Annotated in this window: 19 protein-coding genes and 1 pseudogene; 14 read left to right on the forward strand and 6 right to left on the reverse strand. The window is 61.1% G+C overall.

Features of this window, described 5'->3' with window-relative positions:
• Window positions 1–202: 202 nt before the first annotated feature.
• From J3P82_RS13655 to J3P82_RS13700, 10 genes are all read left to right on the forward strand, one after another.
• Complete coding sequence (locus J3P82_RS13655) at window positions 203–574, forward strand: response regulator (RefSeq protein ID WP_434557312.1); 372 nt, start codon at window positions 203–205, stop codon at window positions 572–574.
• Window positions 575–649: 75 nt separating this feature from the next.
• Window positions 650–1942 (forward strand): glycosyltransferase, encoded by a 1293-nt coding sequence (locus J3P82_RS13660; RefSeq protein ID WP_434557313.1) that lies wholly within the window; start codon window positions 650–652, stop codon window positions 1940–1942.
• 93 nt (window positions 1943–2035) lie between these two features.
• A complete protein-coding gene (locus tag J3P82_RS13665) occupies window positions 2036–2941 on the forward strand; it encodes an AraC family transcriptional regulator (RefSeq protein WP_434557314.1) in 906 nt (301 codons plus the stop codon).
• A 167-nt stretch (window positions 2942–3108) separates the two neighbouring features.
• On the forward strand, window positions 3109–4419 hold the full coding sequence (locus J3P82_RS13670) for an ABC transporter substrate-binding protein (RefSeq protein ID WP_434557315.1): 1311 nt from the start codon (window positions 3109–3111) through the stop codon (window positions 4417–4419).
• Window positions 4420–4496: 77 nt separating this feature from the next.
• Window positions 4497–5432 (forward strand): carbohydrate ABC transporter permease, encoded by a 936-nt coding sequence (locus tag J3P82_RS13675; RefSeq protein ID WP_434557316.1) that lies wholly within the window; start codon window positions 4497–4499, stop codon window positions 5430–5432.
• A 10-nt stretch (window positions 5433–5442) separates the two neighbouring features.
• A complete protein-coding gene (locus tag J3P82_RS13680; RefSeq protein ID WP_434557317.1) occupies window positions 5443–6273 on the forward strand; it encodes a carbohydrate ABC transporter permease in 831 nt (276 codons plus the stop codon).
• Window positions 6274–6311: 38 nt separating this feature from the next.
• A complete protein-coding gene (locus tag J3P82_RS13685; RefSeq protein WP_434557318.1) occupies window positions 6312–7415 on the forward strand; it encodes an ABC transporter ATP-binding protein in 1104 nt (367 codons plus the stop codon).
• 16 nt (window positions 7416–7431) lie between these two features.
• A complete protein-coding gene (locus tag J3P82_RS13690; protein WP_434557319.1) occupies window positions 7432–8913 on the forward strand; it encodes a mannitol dehydrogenase family protein in 1482 nt (493 codons plus the stop codon).
• 173 nt (window positions 8914–9086) lie between these two features.
• Window positions 9087–10574, forward strand: a complete 1488-nt coding sequence (gene xylB, locus J3P82_RS13695; protein WP_434557320.1) for a xylulokinase — start codon at window positions 9087–9089, stop codon at window positions 10572–10574.
• Window positions 10575–10586: 12 nt separating this feature from the next.
• The gene (locus J3P82_RS13700) at window positions 10587–11525 is read left to right on the forward strand and encodes a carbohydrate kinase family protein (RefSeq protein WP_434557321.1); all 939 of its coding nucleotides are present in this window, start codon (window positions 10587–10589) and stop codon (window positions 11523–11525) included.
• Window positions 11526–11601: 76 nt separating this feature from the next.
• Here J3P82_RS13700 and J3P82_RS13705 read toward each other — a convergent pair whose 3' ends face one another.
• From J3P82_RS13705 to J3P82_RS13720, 4 genes and pseudogenes are all read right to left on the reverse strand, one after another.
• Window positions 11602–11895 carry a DUF1652 domain-containing protein gene (locus J3P82_RS13705; protein WP_434557322.1) on the reverse strand — a complete coding sequence of 98 codons (294 nt, stop codon included), beginning with the start codon at window positions 11893–11895 and terminating at the stop codon, window positions 11602–11604.
• Between the two features lie 399 nt (window positions 11896–12294).
• Window positions 12295–13284, reverse strand: a pseudogene (gene ilvA, locus J3P82_RS13710) (threonine ammonia-lyase, biosynthetic); the annotation flags it as partial.
• Window positions 13285–13508: 224 nt separating this feature from the next.
• Window positions 13509–14657: a PQQ-dependent sugar dehydrogenase gene (locus J3P82_RS13715; RefSeq protein ID WP_434557323.1), complete on the reverse strand. Its 1149-nt coding sequence runs from the start codon at window positions 14655–14657 to the stop codon at window positions 13509–13511.
• Window positions 14658–14692: 35 nt separating this feature from the next.
• Window positions 14693–15034, reverse strand: coding sequence for a hypothetical protein (locus tag J3P82_RS13720; RefSeq protein ID WP_434557324.1), 342 nt, complete (start codon window positions 15032–15034; stop codon window positions 14693–14695).
• Window positions 15035–15247: 213 nt separating this feature from the next.
• Here J3P82_RS13720 and J3P82_RS13725 point away from each other — a divergent pair, with 213 nt between their 5' ends.
• Complete coding sequence (locus J3P82_RS13725) at window positions 15248–16138, forward strand: Ku protein (protein WP_434557325.1); 891 nt, start codon at window positions 15248–15250, stop codon at window positions 16136–16138.
• Window positions 16139–16171: 33 nt separating this feature from the next.
• Window positions 16172–18142 (forward strand): DNA ligase D, encoded by a 1971-nt coding sequence (gene ligD / locus J3P82_RS13730; protein WP_434557326.1) that lies wholly within the window; start codon window positions 16172–16174, stop codon window positions 18140–18142.
• A 4-nt stretch (window positions 18143–18146) separates the two neighbouring features.
• Here ligD and lpxO read toward each other — a convergent pair whose 3' ends face one another.
• Entirely contained in the window at window positions 18147–19049 is a 903-nt protein-coding gene (gene lpxO / locus J3P82_RS13735; RefSeq protein ID WP_434557327.1) for a lipid A hydroxylase LpxO, read from the reverse strand.
• Between the two features lie 401 nt (window positions 19050–19450).
• Here lpxO and J3P82_RS13740 point away from each other — a divergent pair, with 401 nt between their 5' ends.
• Together J3P82_RS13740 and J3P82_RS13745 are read left to right on the forward strand one after the other, a co-directional pair.
• Complete coding sequence (locus tag J3P82_RS13740; protein ID WP_186610222.1) at window positions 19451–21040, forward strand: ABC-F family ATPase; 1590 nt, start codon at window positions 19451–19453, stop codon at window positions 21038–21040.
• Between the two features lie 191 nt (window positions 21041–21231).
• Window positions 21232–22431 carry an MFS transporter gene (locus J3P82_RS13745; protein WP_434557328.1) on the forward strand — a complete coding sequence of 400 codons (1200 nt, stop codon included), beginning with the start codon at window positions 21232–21234 and terminating at the stop codon, window positions 22429–22431.
• Here J3P82_RS13745 and J3P82_RS13750 read toward each other — a convergent pair.
• The gene (locus J3P82_RS13750) at window positions 22425–23462 is read right to left on the reverse strand and encodes an alpha/beta hydrolase family protein (protein WP_434557329.1); all 1038 of its coding nucleotides are present in this window, start codon (window positions 23460–23462) and stop codon (window positions 22425–22427) included. The genes J3P82_RS13745 and J3P82_RS13750 overlap by 7 nt on opposite strands.
• Window positions 23463–23516: the final 54 nt, after the last annotated feature.

The following is a 23516-nucleotide window of genomic DNA, read 5'->3' on the forward strand; positions in this document are numbered from 1 at the left end:
GATCCACATTTCTGACAATTCAAGGACGCAAATCCCATGGCGATACACCGGGGGTTGTAAGGATGCGACTATCCTTGTCAGCTCTTGTACTATAGATCCTTTCTTGTACAGGTTCGGGAACTTGTGCCGCCTCGAAACTTACTCATGCATACGGCTGCTTTTTGCCGCGCCCCTACCGATTCCATCTTCCGAGAAGTCTATTATGCCCGTCCCCGCTTCTGACACCCCCTCCACCATCCTGGTAGTCGAAGACGACAGCATCGTGCGCATGCTGATTGTCGATGTGCTGGAAGAACTGGAATACAAGGTGCTGGAGGCGGATGGCTGCGAACAGGCGTTGGCTTTTCTGCGCAACGACACGCAGCCCATCGCCCTGATGATGACCGACGTCGGCCTGCCGGTCATGGACGGCCGCGAATTGGCGAAACAGGCTCGCGGTGTACGGCCCGGGCTGCCGATCCTGTTCGCCAGCGGTTACGCCGAAAGCATTGACGTGCCCGAAGGCATGAACGTAATCGGCAAGCCCTTCTCCATCGACCAGTTGCGCGACAAGGTCAAAAAGATTCTTTCTTGAGCCCGGGCCCATTCTTGGTCACTATCGGCGCCCCGCGCGCCGACTGCGCCTGATCCGCAACAAGGAATGCCCGTCATGTCCCACCCCATCGCCACCAAGGTCCTGGTGATCGGCTATGTCTGGCCCGAGCCACGCTCATCGGCGGCCGGCGGGCATGTCATGCAGCTACTGGAAGCGTTTCTCGGCGAAGGCTGGGAGATGACCTTCAGCAGCCCGGCCAAGCCTGGCGAAAACCGCGCCGATCTGCTCGCCTTGGGCATTCGCGAAGTAGCGATCGAGCTCAATAACGGCAGCTTCGACGCTTTCATTCAGGAGCTGGCGCCGGACATCGTCCTGTTCGACCAGTTCATGATGGAAGAACAGTTCGGCTGGAGGGTCGAGAAATGCTGCCCCGGCGCCCTGCGTGTCTTGGAAACGTCCGACCTGCAAAGCCTGCGTCACGCCCGGCATCAACGCTTGAAAGAGCGCTTGAAGGCCGACGAGTCGTCCCAGGATTTCAGCGACCTCTTCGCCCCGGCGCTGCGCGAGGAATTCGAGCTGATGGCCGACACCGACCTGGCCAAGCGGGAAATCGCCGCCCTGTATCGTTGCGACCTGAACCTGATGGTGTCTGAGATCGAGATCGAACTGTTGGTGGAACACTTCAAGGTACCCCGTGAATTGTTGCTCTGGTGCCCATTGATGCTGGATCTGCCCGATAAAACCTGTGCGCCGTTCGAAGAACGGGCGCATTTTCTCAGTATTGGCAACTTCCGCCATGCACCGAACTGGGACGCCGTGCTCTGGATGAAAAACGCCGTCTGGCCGCTGATTCGCCAGCGATTGCCCGGCGCGCAGCTGCACCTCTATGGCGCCTACACTCCGCCCAAGGCGGCGGCGCTGCACAATCCGGCGCAGGGATTCCACATCATGAACTGGGCCGAAGATGCCTTGCAGGTCATGTCGGCGGCACGCATCTGCCTGGCGCCATTGCGTTTCGGCGCAGGCATCAAGGGCAAACTGATCGAAGCCATGCTGTGCGGCACGCCCAGCGTCACCACCCCCATCGGCGCCGAGGCCATGCACGGTGGCATGCCCTGGCCCGGGGCAATCGCGCAAACTGCCGAAGACATCGCCAACGCAGCCGTGCAGTTGTACGGCGACCCGACGCGTTGGGCCGCTGCCCAGGAGGCGGGACTGGCCTTGCTCGCGGAGCGTTTTCGCAGGGAGGTCCACGGCCCGGCGTTGATTGACAGCATCAAGGCCTGCCGCGCCGATCTTGCGCGACGACGCCGGGACAACTTCACCGGCAGCATGCTCCGCCATCATCAACACAAGAGCACCCAGTACATGGCCCAGTGGATCGAGGAAAAAAACCGCAACAGTTGATGACGAGCTGCTTCAAGCAACCTGTGACGGGGCTGGAACCTGCCGGGCTTAGGGGGCATTATCAGCGGCGATAACAACAAAAGCGCCAGGCACATGACCCGAACAGCGAGAGTCACCGACCCCTCCTACGAGTTGATGGACGACCACAACGGGCTGTCCATCATCTACCGCCAGCACGGTTTTCCCTGCCCGTTGGTGCGCTGGCATTTCCATAAGGAATACGAGCTGCACCTGATCGTCGCCAGTTCGGGCAAGGTCTTCATCGGCGACTACATCGGCAATTTTTCCCCGCAGTCGCTGTTCCTCACCGGCCCCAACCTGCCCCATAACTGGATCAGCCAGGTGGCCGAGGACGAAGTAGTGCCCAAGCGCGACATGCTGGTGAACTTCACCGATGAGCTGTTCGAAAGCGGTAACCAGGTGTTTGCCGAGCTCAAGACCCTCGCCCCGCTGCTCGAACGTGCCCAGCACGGCATCGAGTTTCGCTGCAAGCGCACCATCCGCCAGGCCATGACCTTGATGCAACGCATCGCCGATGCCCACGGCATGAGCCGGCTGGGCTATTTCTTCATCCTGATGGAGTTGCTGGCGGCCTGCGATGATTACCAATTGCTGTCCGGCGCCACCAGTCCACAGGCGGCGGACGAACACAGCATTGACCGTACCAACCGGGCGGTGGATTACATCTTCGCCCACTACGCCCGGGAACTGTCCCTGGAAGAAGTCGCCGAGCACCTGGGCATGAAACCCACCTATTTCAGCCGCGTCTTCAAGCAAGCCACCGGCCGCTGCTTCATCGAATTCGTCAATCGACTGCGCATCAGCAAATCCTGCGAACTGCTGGCCGACGGCGACAAACCGGTGACCGATGTGTGTTTCGAGTCGGGCTTCAATAATATTTCCAACTTCAACCGACGCTTCCAGCAACTCAAGGGCATGACCCCCTCCCATTACCGGCGGCTGGCGGTGCAGCGGTTGACCGAGCAGAACCAGGGCTGAGATCTTTTCGAGATCCAGTGCAAAATAGTATCAGTAAAAGTGCGACGAATGATTTGTCACGCCGCCCATTGAAGGCTGTAATCAGCGCACATTCTTCCCCTCATCCGGAAGACACAAAAACAATAACTGTCCTTCTGCAGCCCGTGGGCGCGGAAAAGGAGTGCGCGATGAAACCTTCGGTAAAAGCTCTGCTTGTCTCCACCTGCATGACCCTCAGTAGCGTCAGCTTCGGCGCACAGACCCTGACCATTGCCACCGTCAACAACAGCGACATGATCCGCATGCAAAAGCTCTCGAAAACCTTCGAGGCCGAGCACCCGGACATCACGCTGAACTGGGTGGTGCTTGAAGAAAACGTACTGCGTCAACGCCTGACCACCGACATCGCCACCCAGGGCGGACAGTTCGACGTGCTGACCATTGGCATGTACGAAGCTGCACTTTGGGGCGCCAAGGGCTGGCTGGAACCGATGAAGGATTTACCGGCCTCCTACGACCTGGACGACGTCTTCCCTTCCGTGCGCGATGGCTTGTCGGTCAAGGGTTCGCTGTACGCCCTGCCGTTCTACGCTGAGAGCTCGATCACCTATTACCGCACCGACCTGTTCAAGAACGCCGGGCTGACCATGCCCGAACACCCAACCTGGACCCAGATCGGTGAGTTCGCAGGAAAGCTCACCGACAAATCCAAGGAACAATATGGCTTGTGCCTGCGGGGCAAAGCCGGCTGGGGCGAGAACATGGCGCTCATTACCACCCTGGCCAACGGTTTTGGGGCGCGCTGGTTCGATGAGAAGTGGCAGCCCGAATTCAATGGGCCCGAGTGGAAAGATGCACTGAACTTCTACGTTGACAACATGAAGAAATCCGGCCCGCCGGGCGCTTCCAGCAACGGTTTCAATGAAAACCTGGCGCTGTTCAACAGCGGCAAATGCGCGATCTGGGTCGATGCCAGCGTCGCCGGTTCGTTCGTCACCGACAAGACCCAGAGCAAGGTCGCCGACAACGTTGGTTTCACCTTCGCCCCCCACGAGAAAACCGACAAGGGCAGCTCGTGGATGTACTCCTGGTCGCTGGCCATTCCGACCAGCTCCAAAGCCAAGGAAGCGGCCAAGGTCTTCACTACTTGGGCAACGTCCAAGGAGTACGGCCAATTGGTCGCCAAGACCGACGGCATTGCCAACGTACCGCCAGGAACCCGCGCCTCAACCTACAGCGAGGAGTACATGAAGGCCGCGCCGTTTGCCAAGGTGACGCTGGAATCGTTGAAGGTCGCCGACCCGAAGGCTCCAACGCTCAAGCCCGTGCCCTACATCGGCATTCAGTTGGTGACCATTCCCGAATTCCAGGCCATCGGCACCCAAGTGGGCAAATTCTTCTCGGGCGCGCTGACCGGCCAGCAGACCGTGGACCAGGCATTGACCGCAGCGCAGTCCACCACCGAACGGGAAATGAAGCGCGCCGGGTATCCCAAGTAAAGGCTTGTAAACATCCATTTGTGGCGAGGGACTTTGCTCCCTCGCCACAGGGAATGCGTGCATAACGAGTGATCGACATGAATACCTCGACAACGACAGTCAAAGCCCCCATCGAAATAGCCCCGCCGCCGGCACGCAAGGTCCGTGTGGCAAACCCCGGCTGGTTCCTGGTCAGCCCTTCGGTCGCCTTGCTGCTGCTGTGGATGATCGTGCCGCTGGGCATGACCGTCTACTTCTCGATGATCCGCTACAACCTGCTCTACCCCGGCGAAAACCAATTCGTCGGGCTGGAGAACTTCACTTACTTCCTGACCGACTCGGGCTTCATGCCCGGCGCCACCAACACCCTGGTGCTGGTGGGCAGCGTGCTGCTGATCAGTATTGTCCTCGGGGTGTTGATCAGCGCCCTGCTGGAGGCCAGTGAGTTTTTCGGTCGTGGGATCGTGCGGGTGTTGCTGATCTCGCCGTTCTTCATCATGCCAACCGTGGGCGCGCTGATCTGGAAAAACCTGATTTTCCACCCGGTCTCCGGAATCCTCGCCTCGGTCTGGAAACTGTTCGGCGCGCAGCCGGTGGACTGGCTGGCGCATTACCCGCTGCTGTCGATCATTATCATCGTGTCGTGGCAATGGCTGCCCTTCGCGATCCTGATCCTGATGACCGCCATGCAATCCCTCGACCAGGAACAGAAAGAAGCCGCCCGCCTGGACGGTGCCGGCCCGATCGCGATCTTCTGGCACCTGACCCTGCCGCACCTGGCGCGACCGATTGCCGTCGTGCTGATGATCGAGACGATTTTCCTGCTGTCGGTGTTCGCCGAAATCTTCACCACCACCAACGGTGGTCCCGGCTACGCCTCGACCAACCTGGCCTACCTGATCTACAACCAGGCGCTGGTGCAGTTCGACGTCGGCATGGCGTCGGCCGGTGGTTTGATCGCCGTGGTGATCGCCAACATCGCCGCCATCATCCTCGTGCGGATGATCGGCAAAAACCTCACCGACAAGAACTGAGGCCGTCGCCATGACTCTTCAACAATCCCGTCGCCTGCAAAGCCTGCTGCTGGGCACGCTGGCCTGGGCCATCGCGATCCTGATCTTCTTTCCGATCTTCTGGATGGTGCTGACCAGCTTCAAGACCGAAATCGATGCGTTCGCCACCCCGCCGCAGTTCGTCTTCATGCCGACACTGGAGAACTACCTGCACATCAACGAGCGCAGCAACTACTTCAGCTTCGCCTGGAACTCGGTGGTGATTTCCTTCAGCGCCACGGCCCTTTGCCTGTTGATCGCGGTGCCGGCAGCCTACTCCATGGCGTTCTACGAAACCCAGCGCACCAAGGGCACCTTGCTGTGGATGCTCTCCACCAAGATGCTGCCGCCGGTGGGCGTGCTGATGCCGATCTATCTGCTGGCCAAGAGTTTTGGCCTGTTGGACACGCGCATTGCGCTGATCATCATCTACACGCTGATCAACCTGCCGATCGTGGTCTGGATGATTTACACCTACTTCAAGGACATTCCCCGCGACATCCTCGAAGCCGCACGCCTGGATGGCGCCACGCTCTGGCAGGAGATGATCCGCGTGCTGCTGCCGATCGCCAAGGGCGGCTTGGCTTCCACCGTGTTGTTGTCGTTGATCCTGTGCTGGAACGAGGCGTTCTGGTCGCTGAACCTCACCTCATCCAAAGCTGCGCCACTGACGGCGCTGATCGCCTCTTACTCCAGTCCGGAAGGTTTGTTCTGGGCCAAATTGTCGGCCGTCTCGACCCTGGCCTGCGCGCCGATCCTGATTTTTGGCTGGATCAGCCAGAAACAGCTGGTGCGCGGTTTGTCCTTCGGCGCTGTGAAGTAACGCGCCCACCCAGTTATCAGAAGCGGAGGCCCATCATCATGGCCAACCTGAAAATCAAGAATCTGCAAAAAGGCTTCGAAGGCTTCTCCATCATCAAGGGCATCGACCTTGAAGTGAACGACCGGGAATTCGTGGTCTTTGTCGGCCCGTCCGGCTGTGGCAAGTCCACCTTGCTGCGCCTGATTGCCGGCCTCGAAGAAGTCAGCGACGGCACCATCGAACTGGACGGCCGGGACATCACCGAAGTCAGCCCGGCCAAGCGCGACCTGGCGATGGTGTTCCAGACCTATGCCCTGTACCCGCACATGAGCGTGCGCAAGAACATGTCCTTCGCGCTGGACCTGGCCGGCGTGCCCAAGGCCGAGGTCGAGAAGAAAGTCAACGAAGCGGCACGCATCCTCGAGCTGGGGCCGATGCTGGAGCGCAAGCCCAAGCAATTGTCCGGCGGCCAGCGCCAACGCGTGGCCATTGGCCGAGCCATCGTGCGTAACCCGAAAATTTTTCTGTTCGACGAACCGCTGTCCAACCTCGACGCCGCCCTGCGCGTGCAGATGCGCCTGGAGCTGGCGCGCCTGCATAAAGAGCTGCAGGCGACCATGATCTACGTGACCCACGACCAAGTTGAAGCCATGACCCTGGCCGACAAAGTGGTGGTGCTCAACGGCGGGCGCATCGAGCAGGTCGGCTCGCCGCTGGACCTGTATCACCAGCCCGCCAACCTCTTCGTGGCCGGGTTCCTCGGCACGCCAAAAATGGGTTTCCTCAAGGGCAAGGTCACCGCACTGGACGGCCAGGGTTGCGAAGTCCTGCTGGACGCCGGGACGCGGATCAACCTGCCGTTGAGTGGTACAAGCCTGAGCGTTGGCGGCGCAGTAACCTTGGGCATTCGCCCGGAACACCTGAACCTGGCGCAACCGGGCGATTGCACGCTGCGAGTCACCGCCGACGTCAGCGAGCGGCTGGGCAGCGACACCTTCTGCCACGTCGTCACCGCCTCCGGCGAAGCCTTGACGATGCGCGTGCGCGGCGACCTGGCGAGCCGTTTCGGCGAGCAATTGGAGCTGCACCTGGACGCCGAACACTGCCATTTATTCGATGCCGAAGGCGTAGCGGTCACCCGTGCCCTGCGCGCTGCCGCCTGATTGCCGAGATTTTGCGATGAAACTCAACCGACAGAACCTGCACAACCTTAACGCCGAGGTCGCCCTGCCCGCCTATAACCTGAGCGACCGTCGCCAGGGCATCGTCCACATCGGCGTCGGCGGTTTCCACCGTGCGCACCAGGCGTATTACACCGATGCACTGATGAACACCGGCGAAGGCCTTGACTGGGCTATTTGTGGCGTGGGCCTGCGGGCCGATGACCGCCGCGCGCGGGACGACCTGGCCGGCCAGGACTACCTGTTCACCCTCTACGAACTGGGCGACACCGATGACACCGAAGTGCGGGTGGTCGGCGCCATCGCCGACATGCTGCTGGCCGAAGACGGCGCCCGTGCGCTGATCGACAAACTGGCCGACCCGCAAATCCGCATTGTCTCGTTGACCATCACCGAGGGCGGTTACTGCATCGACGACAGCAACGGCGAGTTCATGGCCCACCTGCCGCAGATCGAGCACGACCTGGCCCATCCGGACCAGCCGACCACGGTGTTCGGTTTCCTCTGCGCAGCCCTGGCCAAGCGCCGCGCCTTGGGGACGCCGGCGTTCACCCTGATGTCCTGCGACAACCTGCCCCACAACGGCGCGGTCACGCGCAAGGCGCTGCTGGCCTTCGCCGCGCTGCGTGACCCTGAGCTGGGACGGTGGATCGACCAGAACGTAAGCTTTCCCAACGCCATGGTCGACCGGATCACGCCGATGACCAGCAGCGCCCATCGCTTGCAGCTGCATGACGAACATGGCATCGATGACGCCTGGCCGGTGGTCTGCGAACCCTTTGTGCAGTGGGTGCTGGAAGACAAATTCGTCAGCGGTCGCCCGGCCTGGGAGAAGGTCGGGGTGCAGTTCACCGATGACGTTTCGCCCTATGAAGAAATGAAGATCAAGCTGCTCAACGGTAGCCATCTCGCCTTGACCTACCTTGGATTTCTCAAGGGCTATCGCTTCGTCCATGAAACCATGAACGACCCGCTGTTCGTGCGCTATATGCGCGCCTACATGGACCTGGATGTGACACCGCAACTGGCGCCGGTACCGGGCATCGACCTGAGCGAATACAAGAATACCCTGGTGGAGCGCTTCTCCAACCAAGCCATCGCCGACCAGTTGGAGCGGGTCTGTTCGGACGGCTCCTCGAAGTTTCCGAAATTCACCGTGCCGACCATTAACCGCTTGATCGCCGACGGCGCCGAAACCCGCCGCGCCGCGCTGGTGGTGGCGGCCTGGGCGGTGTACCTGAAGGGCGTGGACGAGAATGGCGTGAGCTATTCGATTCCCGACCCACGAGCGGCGTTCTGCCAGGCGCTGGTCGCCGACGACGTGCTGGTGACCCAGCGGGTGTTGGAGGTGGAAGAAATTTTTGGCACGGCGATCCCCCGTTCGCCCGAGTTCGTGGCAGCATTCGAGTGGTGCTGCAACAGCTTGCGCGAGCATGGGGTGACGCGAACGCTGGAACGAATCCTCGCTGACACGGACTGAGCGGGCACGCTCCGCTCTTGTGGCGAGGGAGCTTGCTCCCGCTGGGTTGCGAAGCGACCCCTGAGTTTTTCAGGCTCACCGCGTTGTCTGGATAGGACTGCTGCGCAGCCCAGCGGGAGCAAGCTCCCTCGCCACGCAGGTTTTGTGTTTTGTTCTTTGTTCCGAGGATTTCCATGGCAAACCAACAACTGTTCCTGGGCATCGACTGCGGCACCCAAGGCACCAAGGCGCTGATCCTGGATGCGATCAGCGGCCAGGTACTTGGCCATGGTGCCGCAGCCCACAGCATGATCAGCGGCGCCAACGGCCGTCGCGAACAAGACACCCAGCAATGGCTCGACGCGTTCACCCAGGCTACCCGGCAGGCGTTGTCGGCCGCCGGAGTCGATGGCCAGGCGATCCTCGGCATCGGCGTATCCGGCCAGCAGCATGGCCTGGTGCTGCTCGATGACCAGGGCCAGGTCCTGCGCCCGGCCAAGCTGTGGTGCGACACCGAGACGACCGCGCAAAACGATCGACTCCTGGCGCACCTCGGCGGTGAAAGTGGCTCCCTGGAGCGTCTCGGCGTGGTGATCGCTCCGGGATATACGGTTTCCAAATTGCTCTGGACCCAGGAACAGCATCCGCAAGTGTTCGAACGCATCGCCAGCGCCCTGCTGCCCCACGACTTCCTCAATTACTGGCTGACCGGCCGCCATTGCAGCGAATATGGCGATGCCTCGGGCACCGGCTATTTCAACGTGCGCACCCGCCAATGGGACACGGATCTGCTGCGACATATCGACCCCAGCGGACGCCTGCAATCGGCCTTGCCGGAATTGATCGAGGCCCATCAGCAGGTCGGCAGGATTCTGCCGGAGATTGCCGCGCACCTTGGCTTGAACCCCGAGGCCGTGGTGGCCAGCGGTGGCGGCGACAATATGATGGGCGCGATCGGCACGGGCAATATCCGGCCCGGCGTGATCACCATGAGCCTCGGCTCCTCCGGCACGGTGTATGCCTATGCGGCGGAGCCCGTGGTCAGCCCGCAGGCGTCGGTGGCAACGTTCTGTTCTTCCAGCGGCGGCTGGTTGCCACTGATCTGCACCATGAACCTGACCAACGCCACCGGGGCGCTGCGTGAGTTGTTGGACTTGGACCTCGACGCGTTCAATAGCTTGGTCACCCAAGCGCCGATCGGTGCCGAAGGCGTCTGCATGCTGCCGTTCCTCAACGGCGAGCGAGTCCCCGCCCTGCCGAACGCCACCGGCAGCCTGCTGGGCCTGACGTCCACCAACCTGACCCGGCCCAATCTATGCCGCGCCGTGGTCGAAGGCACGACCTTCGGCCTGCGTTACGGCCTTGACCTACTGAGAGCCAATGGGCTCGAGGCGCAGAGCATTCGCCTGATCGGCGGCGGCTCGAAGAGCCCGGTCTGGAGGCAGATCGTCGCCGATATCATGGACACCACGGTCATCTGCACCGAACAGAGCGAAGCGGCTGCCCTGGGCGGGGCGATCCAGGCGGCCTGGTGCCATGGCGGCGCGCAAGAACAGTTGGCTGAACTGTGCCAGCGTTGCGTCAAGCTCGACCCGGCCAGCGAAACCCGGCCCATCGCCGAACAGGTCGCGGCGTCCCAACAAGCTTATGCACTTTATCGGCAACACGTCGCAACCCTTTGAGAGCAGGCAACTATGTATCTGGTGTGTGGTGAAGCGCTGTTTGATCTATTCAGCGCAAACGAAGCGGCAGCTCCGGCTTCCCAAGTGAATTTCAAGGCAATCGCCGGCGGCTCGCCGTTCAACGTGGCGGTAGGGTTACGCCGGCTGGGGATCGAATCGGCGTTGTTTGGCGGGCTGTCCACGGACTACCTTGGGCAACGCTTGCGACAGGTATTGACCGAAGAAGGCGTCAGCGCACAATTCACCCATGACTTCGACGCCCCAACCACCCTGGCGATGGTCGCCGTAGGGACCAACGGCTCGCCCCACTATAGCTTTCGTGGCGAAGGGTGTGCCGACCGGCAACTGAACCTGGCCCATCTACCGGATCTGGGCCCTGAAGTGCGTGGTTTGCATGTCGGCTCGTTTTCGCTGGTGGTGCAACCCATTGCCGACACGCTCCTGACCTTGGTGCAACGGGAAAGCGGCCGGCGCCTGATCAGTTTCGACCCGAACGTGCGGCTTAACCCGCAACCAGACATTGAACTGTGGCGTTCACGAATTGCCACGTTAGTGCAATATGCCGACCTGATCAAAGTCAGCGATGAAGACCTGGGCCTGCTCTACCCCGACCGAGACCCGCATGAAGTGATCAGCGGCTGGCTGGAACATCGTTGCCAACTGGCATTTCTGACCCGTGGCGGTGACGGCGCGACGGTGTTCAGCCGTCATCATGGCGTCTGGTCGCTTGCCGCCTGTCCGGTCAAGATCGCCGATACCGTAGGCGCGGGCGATACGTTCCAGGCAGCACTGATCGCCTGGCTGACTGAACAGCAGTTGGACTGTGTGGAGGGTTTGAATTCGCTGACAGCGCAACAGATCAGCCAGATGCTTGATTTCGCCATGCGCGCTGCTGCACTGACTTGCAGCAAAATGGGACCGGACCTGCCTTATCGGCAGCAGCTCGGCTAGCCAATAGTTAAAACGCTGTACGCCGGGTTCGAACGAAGTCGGACCCGGTCGTCAGGCTTGCAAGGTCGAGGGACGGTTAGCGTCCGCTCATCCGGTGTTGCTGGTGGAAATAGTTTCCTGAACCGTGATTTGCAGAAGCGCGCCCATGGTCCAACTCTGTGCGCAGTTCGGCGATCAAGTCATTGATGGCGCGGCAGCCGGTAAGCTTGGTGGCATCGATGTCAGTCTTGACCAACGCTACGCGGTCGGTCTCGTGGTCGTCGTAAATCTTCACTGTCATCGACAAGTCCGGTGACAAGGTGCATTGCGAGCGCTTGGGTAGCAGGCTGCTTTCAATGATGTTTCGCATTTCGAGGGCAGATAAAAACATGGCAACTCTCTCCTGTTGAGGCAGCCAACTTATGTTCACGACGGCAGTATTTTCGTCCGATAGTTCCCTTCGGACTGGACTACGAATGCCTTACCGTTCGTTCATTTTGGCGTTTTCTGGTGTTGGAGCCCGTTCAATCGGACTCGGGTATCAACCCGCAAAAAACATGCCTGTACCTGGGTACATCTAGCCTGTTACAAATCAATCACTTAGCGATAAAATCAAGCGAAACGGTCGTGCAGAATGCAAGGAAGCGGTGTTTTTTTCATGCAAACTGCAATTGCCCGTTAGGCTTGCCAGGCTCAGAGTAGCCACTATTTCGACTTCATGGGCGGGCATCCGTCGGTTGCTCAAAAAAAACTGTGACGCGCCGGGCGATTCTCTTTAGACGGCCACGGCTGCGCGTTCCGCGACGTGGCGCAAGCTGTCAAAGTTGATGTTGGCCCCCGAGTCGATGGCCACCAGCGTCTGGCCTTGCGCTCCGCTGTCAGCCACGTACTGCTTGATACCCGCCACCGCCAAGGCGCCCGATGGCTCGGTGATCGAGCGCGTGTCGTCGTAGATGTCCCGGATCGCCGCGCAGAGCTGGTCGTTGGTGACGGTTATCACTTCATCGACACAGAATCGGCAGATATCGAAGCCATGGGCACCGATCTGTGCCACGGCCACGCCATCGGCGAAGGTGCCCACGCTGGGCAGCGTCACCCGCTCACTAGCAGCCAACGCCGCTTGAAGGCAGGCGGAGTGTTCGGACTCGACGCCGATGATGCGTATGTCCGGGCGCAGGTATTTGACGTACGCCGCGATTCCGGCGATCAGCCCGCCGCCACCGACCGGAACGAAAATGGCGTCCAGCGGACCTGGATGCTCGCGCAGGATCTCCATCGCGACCGTCCCCTGCCCAGCGATGACTTGCGGGTCGTCAAACGGCGAGACGAATTCCCGTCCGGTCTGCTGGGCCAGCTTCAAGGCGAATTCCAGAGCGAACGGAAAGCTGTCACCGTGCAGCAACGCCTCGGCGCCCCGGCTGCGCACGCCCAGTACCTTGAGCTGCGGCGTGGTGCTGGGCATGACAATGCAAGCGGAAATTCCCAGCTCCCGGGCAGCCAGCGCTACGCCTTGGGCATGATTACCCGCCGAAGCCGTGATCACGCCACGGCTGCGTTGCTCCTGGGTCAGTTGCACCAGTTTGTTGTAGGCGCCGCGAATCTTGAAGGAAAAGGTCGGCTGCAAGTCTTCGCGCTTGAGCAGGATCCGGTTTCCCAGGGCCTGCGACAGCGCTGGGGCCGCTTGCAACGGCGTGGCCACCGCCAGTTCATACACCGGCGCGGCCAGAATCATCTTGACGTAGTGCTCCAGCAGGGCTTGCTCGGCGCGGGTCGGGGTCATGGCGGTCTCCTGGTTCGAATGAAGCCCTGGAGACAGAAAGAAAAAACCCGCCTCTAGGGCGGGTTGGGTGCAGCCGTCAGCTAGCCCGCCAAATAAGCAATGGCGGTAATAATGCTTGGCTGGCTGCGCAGTACGGTGCAAGTCATGGCTGGACGTTAGCCGCGCGCGGTGGCCAAGTCAACGGAAATCCCGGCCCTGCTACCCGAACCTCATTGCATTCAAGGTCATTTAAGCCCGACCTTGTACAACGCACCGTCGCCTTCATCCGTCAGCACATACAGGAAACCATCCGGGCCCTGACGAACGTCACGGATGCGTTCGCCAAGTTCACCGAGCAAGCGTTCCTCATGGACGACCTTGTCGCCTTCGAACTCCAGCCGGATCAAATCCTTGGAAACCAGCGCACCGATAAAGACATTACGCTGCCACGCCTTGAATCGGTCGCTGTCGTAGAACGCCATCCCGCTCAGGCCCGGTGATACCTGCCAGACGTGGTGCGGGCCCTCGGTGCCTTCGGCGGTCTTGCCCTGGGCTTCGGGGATTGGCGCGCCGGAATAATTGTCGCCATGGGTCGCCAGGGGCCAGCCATAGTTCTTGCCGCGTTCGATGATATTCAACTCATCGCCGCCCTTGGGCCCGTGCTCGTTCTCCCACAGCGTACCGTTCCAAGGGTTCAACGCCGCGCCCTGGGGATTGCGAATGCCGTAGGACCAGATTTCGGGCCGGACGTTTTTCTGACCAACAAAGGGATTGTCGTCCGGCACCTTGCCGTCGGGGTAGATGCGCACGATCTTGCCTTGCAGTTTGTCCAAGTCCTGGGCGGTCGGGCGATCGTTGTTTTCCCCCAGGGTGATGAACAGGTAGCCGTCCCGGTCAAACACCAGGCGCGAGCCGAAATGGTTGCCGGTGGAAAGCTTGGGTTGCTGGCGGAAGATCACATTGAAATCTTTCAGACTCTTGAAGTCTTCGGACAATTGCCCGCGCCCGACGGCGGTGCCGGCCTTGCCGTCCTTGCCCGCCTCGGCATAGGAAAGGTAAACCGTGCGGTCCTGCTTGAAGTTCGGCGACAGCACAACGTCTAGCAAGCCGCCCTGGCTCCGAGCCCAAACATCCGGCACGCCGCTCAGCGGTGCTGAAAGCTTGCCGTCCGGGCTGACCCGCCGCAGGTTGCCCGACCGCTCCGTCACCAGCATTCCCTGTTGATCCGGCAGGAACGCCACTGACCAAGGGTGCTCAAGTCCCCGGGTCACTGTCGTTACTTCTACCGTGCCCTCCTCGCTTTTCATTTGCTCGGTCTGCGCGGCAGAGACCGGCGTGGCAAGGGTTAGGACAGCGCTGGCGCAAAGGGCCGCCAGGAGTGTTTTACGGATCATGCACACTTCCTTCTGTGGTGGGAAAAAAGACCGGCCTAGCGATTGCCGTTGTTGCTGTTTCCGGGCGGCGTGGGTGCCTCGATCGTCGGCCGCGCGGAACCCGATGGTTGCCCGGAGCGCGGGTAGCCGTTACCGATGCCGCCGTTTTCCAAGGTAGGCGGCCGGGGAACGGGCACGGTCGGGTTGTTCCGGATGTTCGGTACGTTGGGCTGGGTGCCCTGCATGCTGTTGGGATTGGCCCGGCGTATCGGACTGTTATAGGGATTGTTATTGCCCGGTAGATTCTGCGCCACGATCACCGAGCCCTGGTCGAAGGACGTGGCCTGGGCAGTAGCCGTCAGCAATAGCGCAATGGTGGCAATCATCAGCCTGTTCATTGGAATACCTCTTGGATTCAGGCATATCGAAAACACGCTACGCCGCAGGTTCGCGGTTGTTAAGCGAAATGTCCGCGCGAAGATGTAACCAGGCATCTCTGGGACGCCCGTTCCGCTGGCGCGATGGCCGCAGCCAGCCGGCGCGCGGTGGAAACTTTTGCCGGGGCTCGGAGGTCACCAGAGAGACTCATTTACCGGCAAGGAAAATCCACCATGGCACGGGCAATCTGGAAAGGCGCAATCAGTTTCGGGCTGGTCCACATTCCCGTGGCGCTGGTATCGGCCACCGCGTCCCAAGGCGTGGATTTCGACTGGTTGGACAAGCGCAGCATGGACCCGGTGGGCTACAAGCGCGTCAATAAGGTCACCGGCAAGGAGGTGACCAAGGACGACATCGTCAAAGGCGTGCAATACCAGAAAGGCCAATACGTGCTGATCAGCGAAGACGAAATCCGCGCCGCCCATCCCAAATCCACCCAGACCATCGATATTTTTTCCTTCGTCGACAGCGAAAAGATCCCCCTGCAGAACATCGACAAACCCTATTTCCTCGCGCCTGACAAACGCGGTGGCAAGGTCTATGCCTTGTTGCGCGAAACCCTGATCAAGACCAACAAAGTGGCGCTGGCCCATGTGGTGTTGCATACCCGCCAGCACTTGGCGGCGCTCATGCCTTTGGAGTCGGCCCTGGTGCTGGTGATGCTGCGCTGGCCCGCCGAGGTGCGCGAGCTCGACGTGCTGGAGTTGGGTGACGAAGTGACCAGCCCGACGCTGGCCAAGGGCGAGCTGGATATGGCCAAGCGCCTCGTGGAAGACATGAGTGGCGACTGGGAACCCGAGCAGTATCGCGACAGTTTCGAGGACAAGATCATGGAACTGGTGGAGAAGAAGGCCAACGAGGGCCGGCTCGAAGCGGTGGAAACCGACCCTGGCGAAGAACAGCGCAAGACCGCCGATGTCATCGACCTTACCGAACTGCTCAAGCGCAGCCTGGGCGGCAAGGGCAAGGCGCCGGACAAACCCGCCGAGAAGCCCGCGGCCAAATCCGCCAAGACCCGCAAGCCCGCTCCCGCTAAAAAAGCCACCAAGGCCTCCCGGGGCTAACCCCAAGGCGCCAGCAACACAAGGGAATCTGTCATGGCCAAGGCCGAGAGTGAATATGCCCGTCTGTCCGATGCCGCGCTGGACCCAGCGTCAGCTCCCCAGCCCCCCGGGAAAACCGCGCTGCCCGATCGACTGTTGCCGCAGCTGGCGACACCGGTCGAGCAACCGCCGGCCGGCGAATGGCGCTACGAAGTCAAGTTCGACGGTTATCGCCTGCTGGCCCGCATCGAAGGTGGCCAAATTCGCTTGTTCAACCGCAATCAGCTGGACTGGACCGACCGGCTGAAACTGCATGCCGATGCGCTGGCCGAATTGAATCTGGATAACAGCTGGCTCGACGGCGAGCTGGTGCTGCTCGATGACACCGGTCACTCCGATTTCGCAGCGCTGCGTCAAGCCTTCGAGATCGGCCGCACGGTAGACCTGATCTATTTCCTCTTCGACGCGCCTTTTCTCAACGGCGTGGACCTGCGCCAGACGCCTGTCGAACAACGCCGCGCCGCCTTGAAAAAGGCCCTCAGTAACAACGCGAGCAAGCGCCTGCGCTTCTCCGAGGCGTTCTCCGCCAGCCAGGGCGATATATTTGAAAGTGCCAACGCGCTCGCACTCGACGGCGTGGTCGGCAAGCGCCTGGGCAGCCCGTATGAATCGCGACGCAGCCCCGACTGGGTGAAACTCAAGTGCCGATTGCGCCAGGCCTTCGTCATCGTCGGTTTCACCCGCCCCCAAGGCAAGCGCCACGGCTTTGGCGCGCTGTTGCTGGCGGTCAATGGGCCATCGGGCTTGGTTTACGCCGGTCGGGTCAGCAGCGGGTTCAGCCAATCGCACATCAAGCAGTTGCATGAGCAGCTGTGCACGTTGGAGCGCGACGCTTCGCCGCTGGCGGAACCGCTCAACGGCACGCGTAGCCGCAGCGTGAAATGGGTCGAGCCGACCCAGGTCTGTGACGTCGAGTTCACCGAATGGACTCGGGACGGCTTGGTCAACCAGGCCGTCTTCCTCGGATTGCCCCACGACAGGCCCTCCGGCACGATCACCCGTGAGCAACCGATGCCGATAAAAGCCGAGCCGACCAAACCCAAGTACCGCGGTAAAACGCGCACTGTGGAAGTCGCCGGGGTGAAGATCACCCATCCCGAACGCGTCATCGACAGCGTCAGCGGTGTCCACAAAGACGAGCTGGCCCGATATTACGCGGACATCGCTCCGTGGATCCTGCCGCACCTCAAGCAGCGGCCAGTGGCTCTGCTGCGCGCGCCGGACGGGATTGGCGAAGAGCAATTCTTCCAGAAACACGCAGATCGCCTGGAGATTCCTCACATCAAACAGCTCAATCCGGCGCTGGATCCCGGCCACGCCGCGCTGATGGAAATAGACGGCGTCGCATCACTGGTCAGCGCGGCGCAGATGGGCACGGTAGAGTTGCACACCTGGACCGCGACCCATGACCGGATCGAGTCGCCGGACATGTTCGTCCTCGACCTTGACCCCGATCCGTCGCTGCCCTGGAGCGCCATGATCGAAGCCACCCGCATGACCCTGTCATTGCTCGACGAACTGGGTTTGCAGGCGTTCCTCAAGACCAGCGGCGGCAAGGGCATGCACATCATCGTGCCGTTGGCGCGCAGTGAAGGCTGGGACGCGACCAAGGCGTTCGCCAAGGCCATCTCGCAATTCATGACCCGGCAGATGCCCAAGCAGATCACCGCAACCATGGGACCAAAGAACAGGGTCGGCAAGATCTTCCTCGATTACCTGCGCAACTCGCGCGGCGCCAGTACGGTGGTCGCTTACTCAGTGCGCGCGCGGCCAGGGCTGCCAGTGTCGGTGCCCATCGCGCGGGCGGAGCTGGACGGCTTGCGCAACGCCCAGCAATGGGACATCTACACCGCCCTGGAACGGGCCAAGGGCTTGGGCGCGGATCCGTGGGAAGGCTACAGCCATCGCCAACGAATCACCGCCAGGATGTGGGAGCAGCTGGACGCGAAGAAACCTGGGGACTGAACCTTCAGATCCAGATGAACAGCGCCAGCAAGCCGCCGAAGAACGCCCATTTCTGCAGGTAATAGAGCGTGCGGTTGCGCTTCTTCAGGGCTTTGCCTTGCAGGCGAATCTTGTAGAGTCTGGAAAACGCTCGATTCAGTGCACCGGTCTTGTCGCTGGCCGCATCGTTGGGCGCGCCGGCAGCCGCCATCACGGTACGGCTGAACCAGCGGTTGAAGGCGGTGGCCCAACGAAATTTCATCGGCCGCTCCACGTCGCAGAACAAGATGATGCGGTTGTGTGGCGTGGTGTTCTCTGCGTAATGAATGAACGTCTCGTCGAACATCACCGCCTCGCCGTCGCGCCAATGGTAATGCTCGCCGTCGACGTTGATATAGCAGCCGGCCTCGTTGGGCGTTTCCAGGCCCAGGTGATAACGATAAGACCCGGCGTACGGATCTCGATGACGCACCAGCTTCGAGCCTGGCGGCAGTTCGGCGAACATCGCCGCCTTGATCGAGCCGATGCTCTGCACCAACTCAGTGGTGCGTGGGCAAAGCTTCATCGCCGAGGGATGGCTGTCGCCGTACCATTTCAGGTAGAAGCGCTTCCAGCCGGTCTTGAAGAAAGAGTTGAAGCCCAAATCGTCATACTGATTGGAACGCTTGATCTCCCCCGCCCGCAGCAGGTTCTGGCCTTCGGCGCGGATTTCCTCCCAATGGGCTTGCAAGGGACTCAGGTCGGGGAACTGCTCGGGGCTCAGGAATGGCTTGTTGGGCAGCTTCGAGCACAGGTACAGCAGGCAATTGATCGGCGCGAGAAAGGACGAGTGATCGCTCAGCTGGCGCCCGAGCTTGTGCCGTACGCGCCCACGCAAGTGCACATAGCCAATTGAAAGAAGGTAGATCGCGACAATGATGAGCTTCACGGGATCGGTCTGGTCCAGGAGTGAACAGGCTGCTGCTCCTGGCCAGCCAAGCGGCAACGGAGAGCGTCAAGTGAGATGGCGATTTAGCCACAATTTGTAACTGAAGGTTATCCCTCAGTGGTGAAAAACTGTCTTGCCTGGGTAACACCCTATCGTTAATGCGGCCAGATCAGTACAATCGCCGCCAAATATCACGCGCCCCCTTGGCCGATGCCGGAAAACCCGGCTTCGGCGCAACTCCACTCGGTCCAGGCGCTCCGTATGCAGCTGTCCTCTTATGCCGGATGGACCCTTGCGCTTGCGACCGCGAAGCCTCTAGCGCGGTGCGGATCGGCGCAAACAGGTACTGAACAGGTACTGCCGCACCCTTAGCTACTCTGAATGTTCCGCAGGATAAACCTTTGATCTCTACAGCTAACATCACGATGCAGTTCGGCGCCAAGCCGCTGTTCGAAAACGTCTCTGTCAAATTCGGCGCGGGCAACCGCTACGGCCTGATCGGCGCCAACGGTTGCGGCAAGTCGACCTTCATGAAAATCCTCGGCGGCGACCTCGAGCCGTCCGGCGGCCAGGTCATGCTCGAGCCGAATGTGCGCCTGGGTAAACTTCGCCAGGATCAGTTCGCCTACGAAGAATTCACCGTGATCGATACCGTGATCATGGGCCACGAGGAACTGTGGAAGGTCAAGGCCGAGCGCGACCGTATTTACTCGCTGCCAGAAATGACCGAAGAAGACGGCATGGCCGTGGCCGAGCTGGAAACCGAGTTTGCCGAAATGGACGGCTACACCGCCGAATCCCGCGCCGGCGAATTGCTGCTGGGCCTGGGTATCGGCATCGAACAGCATTTCGGCCCGATGAGCGAAGTCTCGCCAGGCTGGAAGCTGCGCGTGCTGCTGGCCCAGGCGCTGTTCTCCGATCCGGAAGTGCTGTTGCTGGACGAACCGACCAACCACCTGGATATCAACACCATCCGCTGGCTGGAAAACGTGCTGACCCAGCGTTCGAGCCTGATGATCATCATCTCCCACGACCGTCACTTCCTGAACAGTGTCTGCACCCACATGGCGGACCTGGACTACGGCGAGCTGCGCCTGTTCCCGGGCAACTACGACGAGTACATGACCGTGGCGACCCAGTCCCGCGAGCAATTGCTGTCGGACAACGCCAAGAAGAAAGCGCAGATTTCCGAACTCCAGTCGTTCGTCAGCCGCTTCTCGGCCAACGCCTCGAAAGCCAAGCAGGCCACCTCCCGCGCCAAGCAGATCGACAAGATCCAACTGGCCGAGGTCAAGCCTTCGAGCCGTGTCAGCCCGTTCATCCGCTTCGAGCAGACCAAGAAACTGCACCGCCAGGCGGTCATCGTCGAGCGCATGGCCAAGGGCTTTGACGGCAAGCCGCTGTTCAAGGACTTCAGCTTCACCGTCGAAGCCGGCGAGCGCGTGGCGATCATCGGCCCGAACGGCATCGGCAAGACCACGTTGCTGCGCACCCTGGTCAATGAACTGAAACCCGATGCCGGTACCGTGAAGTGGACCGACGCCGCCGAACTGGGCTACTACGCCCAGGACCATGCCCACGACTTCGAAGATGACGTCAATCTGTTCGACTGGATGGGCCAATGGACTCAGGGCGGCGAACAACTGGTTCGCGGCACCCTGGGCCGGATGCTGTTCTCCAACGACGAGATCCTCAAGTCGGTCAAGGTCATCTCCGGTGGTGAACAAGGCCGCATGCTGTTCGGCAAGCTGATCCTGCAGAAGCCGAACGTGCTCATCATGGACGAACCGACCAACCACTTGGACATGGAATCCATCGAAGCACTGAACCTGGCGCTGGAAAACTATCCGGGCACGCTGATCTTCGTCAGCCACGACCGTGAGTTCGTCTCGTCCCTGGCCACGCGGATCATCGAGCTGAGCGCCGACGGCGTGGTCGACTTCAGCGGCACCTATGACGATTACCTGCGCAGCCAGGGTGTGTTGTTCTAAGGGCAGCTTCGAGCGGTAAGCTTCAAGCGGCAAGTGAAAGGCCCGGTCCATGTGACCGGGCTTTTTGTATTTCCGGGGTAAGAAAGTGTTGCGTGCTCCATGGCTTGGCGAGCCTATTAGTTAGCCTGCTTCCTTTTCTCCCCTCCTCGCGCCATGATGAAGCTCTCCTGCCGCTGCCCGCGAACGAGCCCATGCCCACGCCCACGCCCACATCAGCCTCCAGTTCCCTGTCGATCACTTTGCAGATCGTCTCCATTGTTTTCTATACCTTCATCGCGTTTCTCTGCATCGGCCTGCCAATCGCTGTGTTGCCTGGCTATGTCCATGACCAACTGGGCTTCAGCGCGGTGGTGGCCGGGCTGACCATCGGTTCCCAATACCTGGCGACGCTGCTCAGTCGCCCCATGGCTGGACGGCTGTCGGACAGCATTGGCACGAAGCGGGCAATCGTCTACGGGTTGCTGGGGATTCTGCTCAGCGGCGTGCTGACGCTGATCTCAACGGTGCTGCAGGACTTCCCTCTGCCGAGCCTGCTGATCCTGATTGCCGGCCGGTTATTGCTCGGTGTCGCCCAGGGGCTGATCGGCGTCGGTACGATCAGTTGGTGCATGGGCCAAGTCGGAGTGGAACACACGGCCCGTTCGATTTCCTGGAACGGCATCGCTTCCTACGGCGCAATCGCTATCGGCGCCCCGCTGGGGGTGGTGATGGTCGATGGGTTGGGTTTCGCCAGCCTGGGCATCGCCTTGTCACTGCTCGCTGGCATGGCGTTGTTGCTGATTCGCAACAAGCCGTCGGTACCGGTCGTTCGTGGCGAGCGCCTGCCTTTCTGGGCGGTGTTTGGGCGCATTTCACCGTTTGGCGCCAGCCTGTGCCTGGCGTCGATCGGCTACGGCACGCTCACCACCTTCGTCACCCTCTTCTATCTCAGCCGCGGCTGGACCGGCGCGGCGTGGTGCCTGACGGTGTTTGGCGTGTGCTTCATCCTGGCACGGCTGTTGTTCATTTCCAGCATCGCCCGCTTCGGTGGCTTCAGTTCGGCCATTGTCTGCATGAGCATCGAAACCCTGGGGCTGGTGTTGCTGTGGCTGGCGCCGTCGACCGCGTTTGCCCTGGTCGGCGCGGGACTGGCCGGCTTCGGGCTGTCGCTGGTGTACCCGGCGCTGGGCGTGGAGGCGATCAAGCAAGTGCCCAACAGCAGCCGGGGCGCCGGACTGAGCGCCTACGCGGTGTTCTTTGACTTGGCGCTGGCGATTGCCGGTCCGTTGATGGGCGCGGTGGCGTCGAACCTCGGCTACTCGTCGATCTTCTTCTTTGCTGCCTTGTTGTCAATCATCGGGCTGGGGCTGGCGTTGCTGCTGCGACGGCGTGCGGAAAGAGTCGATCACTGATCGGCGGTCCTCAGGCCGGCCCGGGTCGGCTTGCCCAGTGCCTGGCTGAAAAAGCGGCTGGCCTCGGAGATCATCGTGCGGTGGATGTCCTTGCGGTCGACGCCATCGGCATCGGTGCACAGCGCCGGCATCGCCGCGATCTGCTCCTCCGTGCAAGGCGCCATGAAGACGAAGTGCCCTGCCCCGGCCAACGTCTTGAAATCCGGCGCGGTGGGCAGCTTGCGGGCCAAGGCTGCAGCATTCTTGTCAAAGGCCACCAGCTTGTCGCCGTCACCGCTATAAAGCAGCACCGGCACATGGACGTCGGCCAGCGTGTGCCGACCGAACTTCAAACTCAACGGTGCCATCAGCAATAACGCGCGGACCCTGGGGTCGGCCACCGGCGACAGGTCGTCGCGGTCGGCAATCAGTTCGCCCTGGGTGTTGCAGGCGTCACGGTCATCCGGGCGTTCCTGGCAGTAGCGGCGCAAGCGATTGAGATCTGGAGTGGCACCGGAAAGGATCAAGGCGGTTTCGCCACCGGCGGAATAGCCGATGACACCCACCTGCCCCGCGTTGACGTAAGGCGAGAGCATCGGATCGTTCAATGTCGCGGTGATCGCTTCGGAGATCTGGATCGGCCGCCCATACAAATTGCTCAAGGTGCCGAGCCGGCTGTGGTCCTGGGCATTGTCGCCGGGATGAATCACCGCCACCACGACAAACCCCTTGCGCGCCAGCGACGTGGCCAGGTCATGCAGCGCCAGCGGCGTGCCGGTATTGCCGTGGGACAGCATCAACAGCGGGAAACGGCCAATGGCTATCTGCGCGTTCGGCGCGGCGTCGATCTGGTAGCCGCCCAGTGCGCTGGATTGCTCCCCGGCGGTTGACGGATAGAACGCGATGGCATGCATTGGCTGGTGGTCCAGCGGATCAAGGAAGCTCAGCTCGTGAAATCCGGCGCTCCAATGCGGATGTGGCCCCGGTGCGGCTTGCACCGAACCGAACCCGCTCAAGCAACAAAGCAACAGCGCTGCACCAAGTCGTGTCATTGGATAATCCACCTTCAACCGCCGATCGGGAGCCCATTGGCCCGCGGTTCCGGT

Origin of the sequence: Pseudomonas sp. Z4-20 (genome assembly GCF_051131955.1) — a bacterium.
GTDB lineage: Bacteria > Pseudomonadota > Gammaproteobacteria > Pseudomonadales > Pseudomonadaceae > Aquipseudomonas > Aquipseudomonas marvdashtae.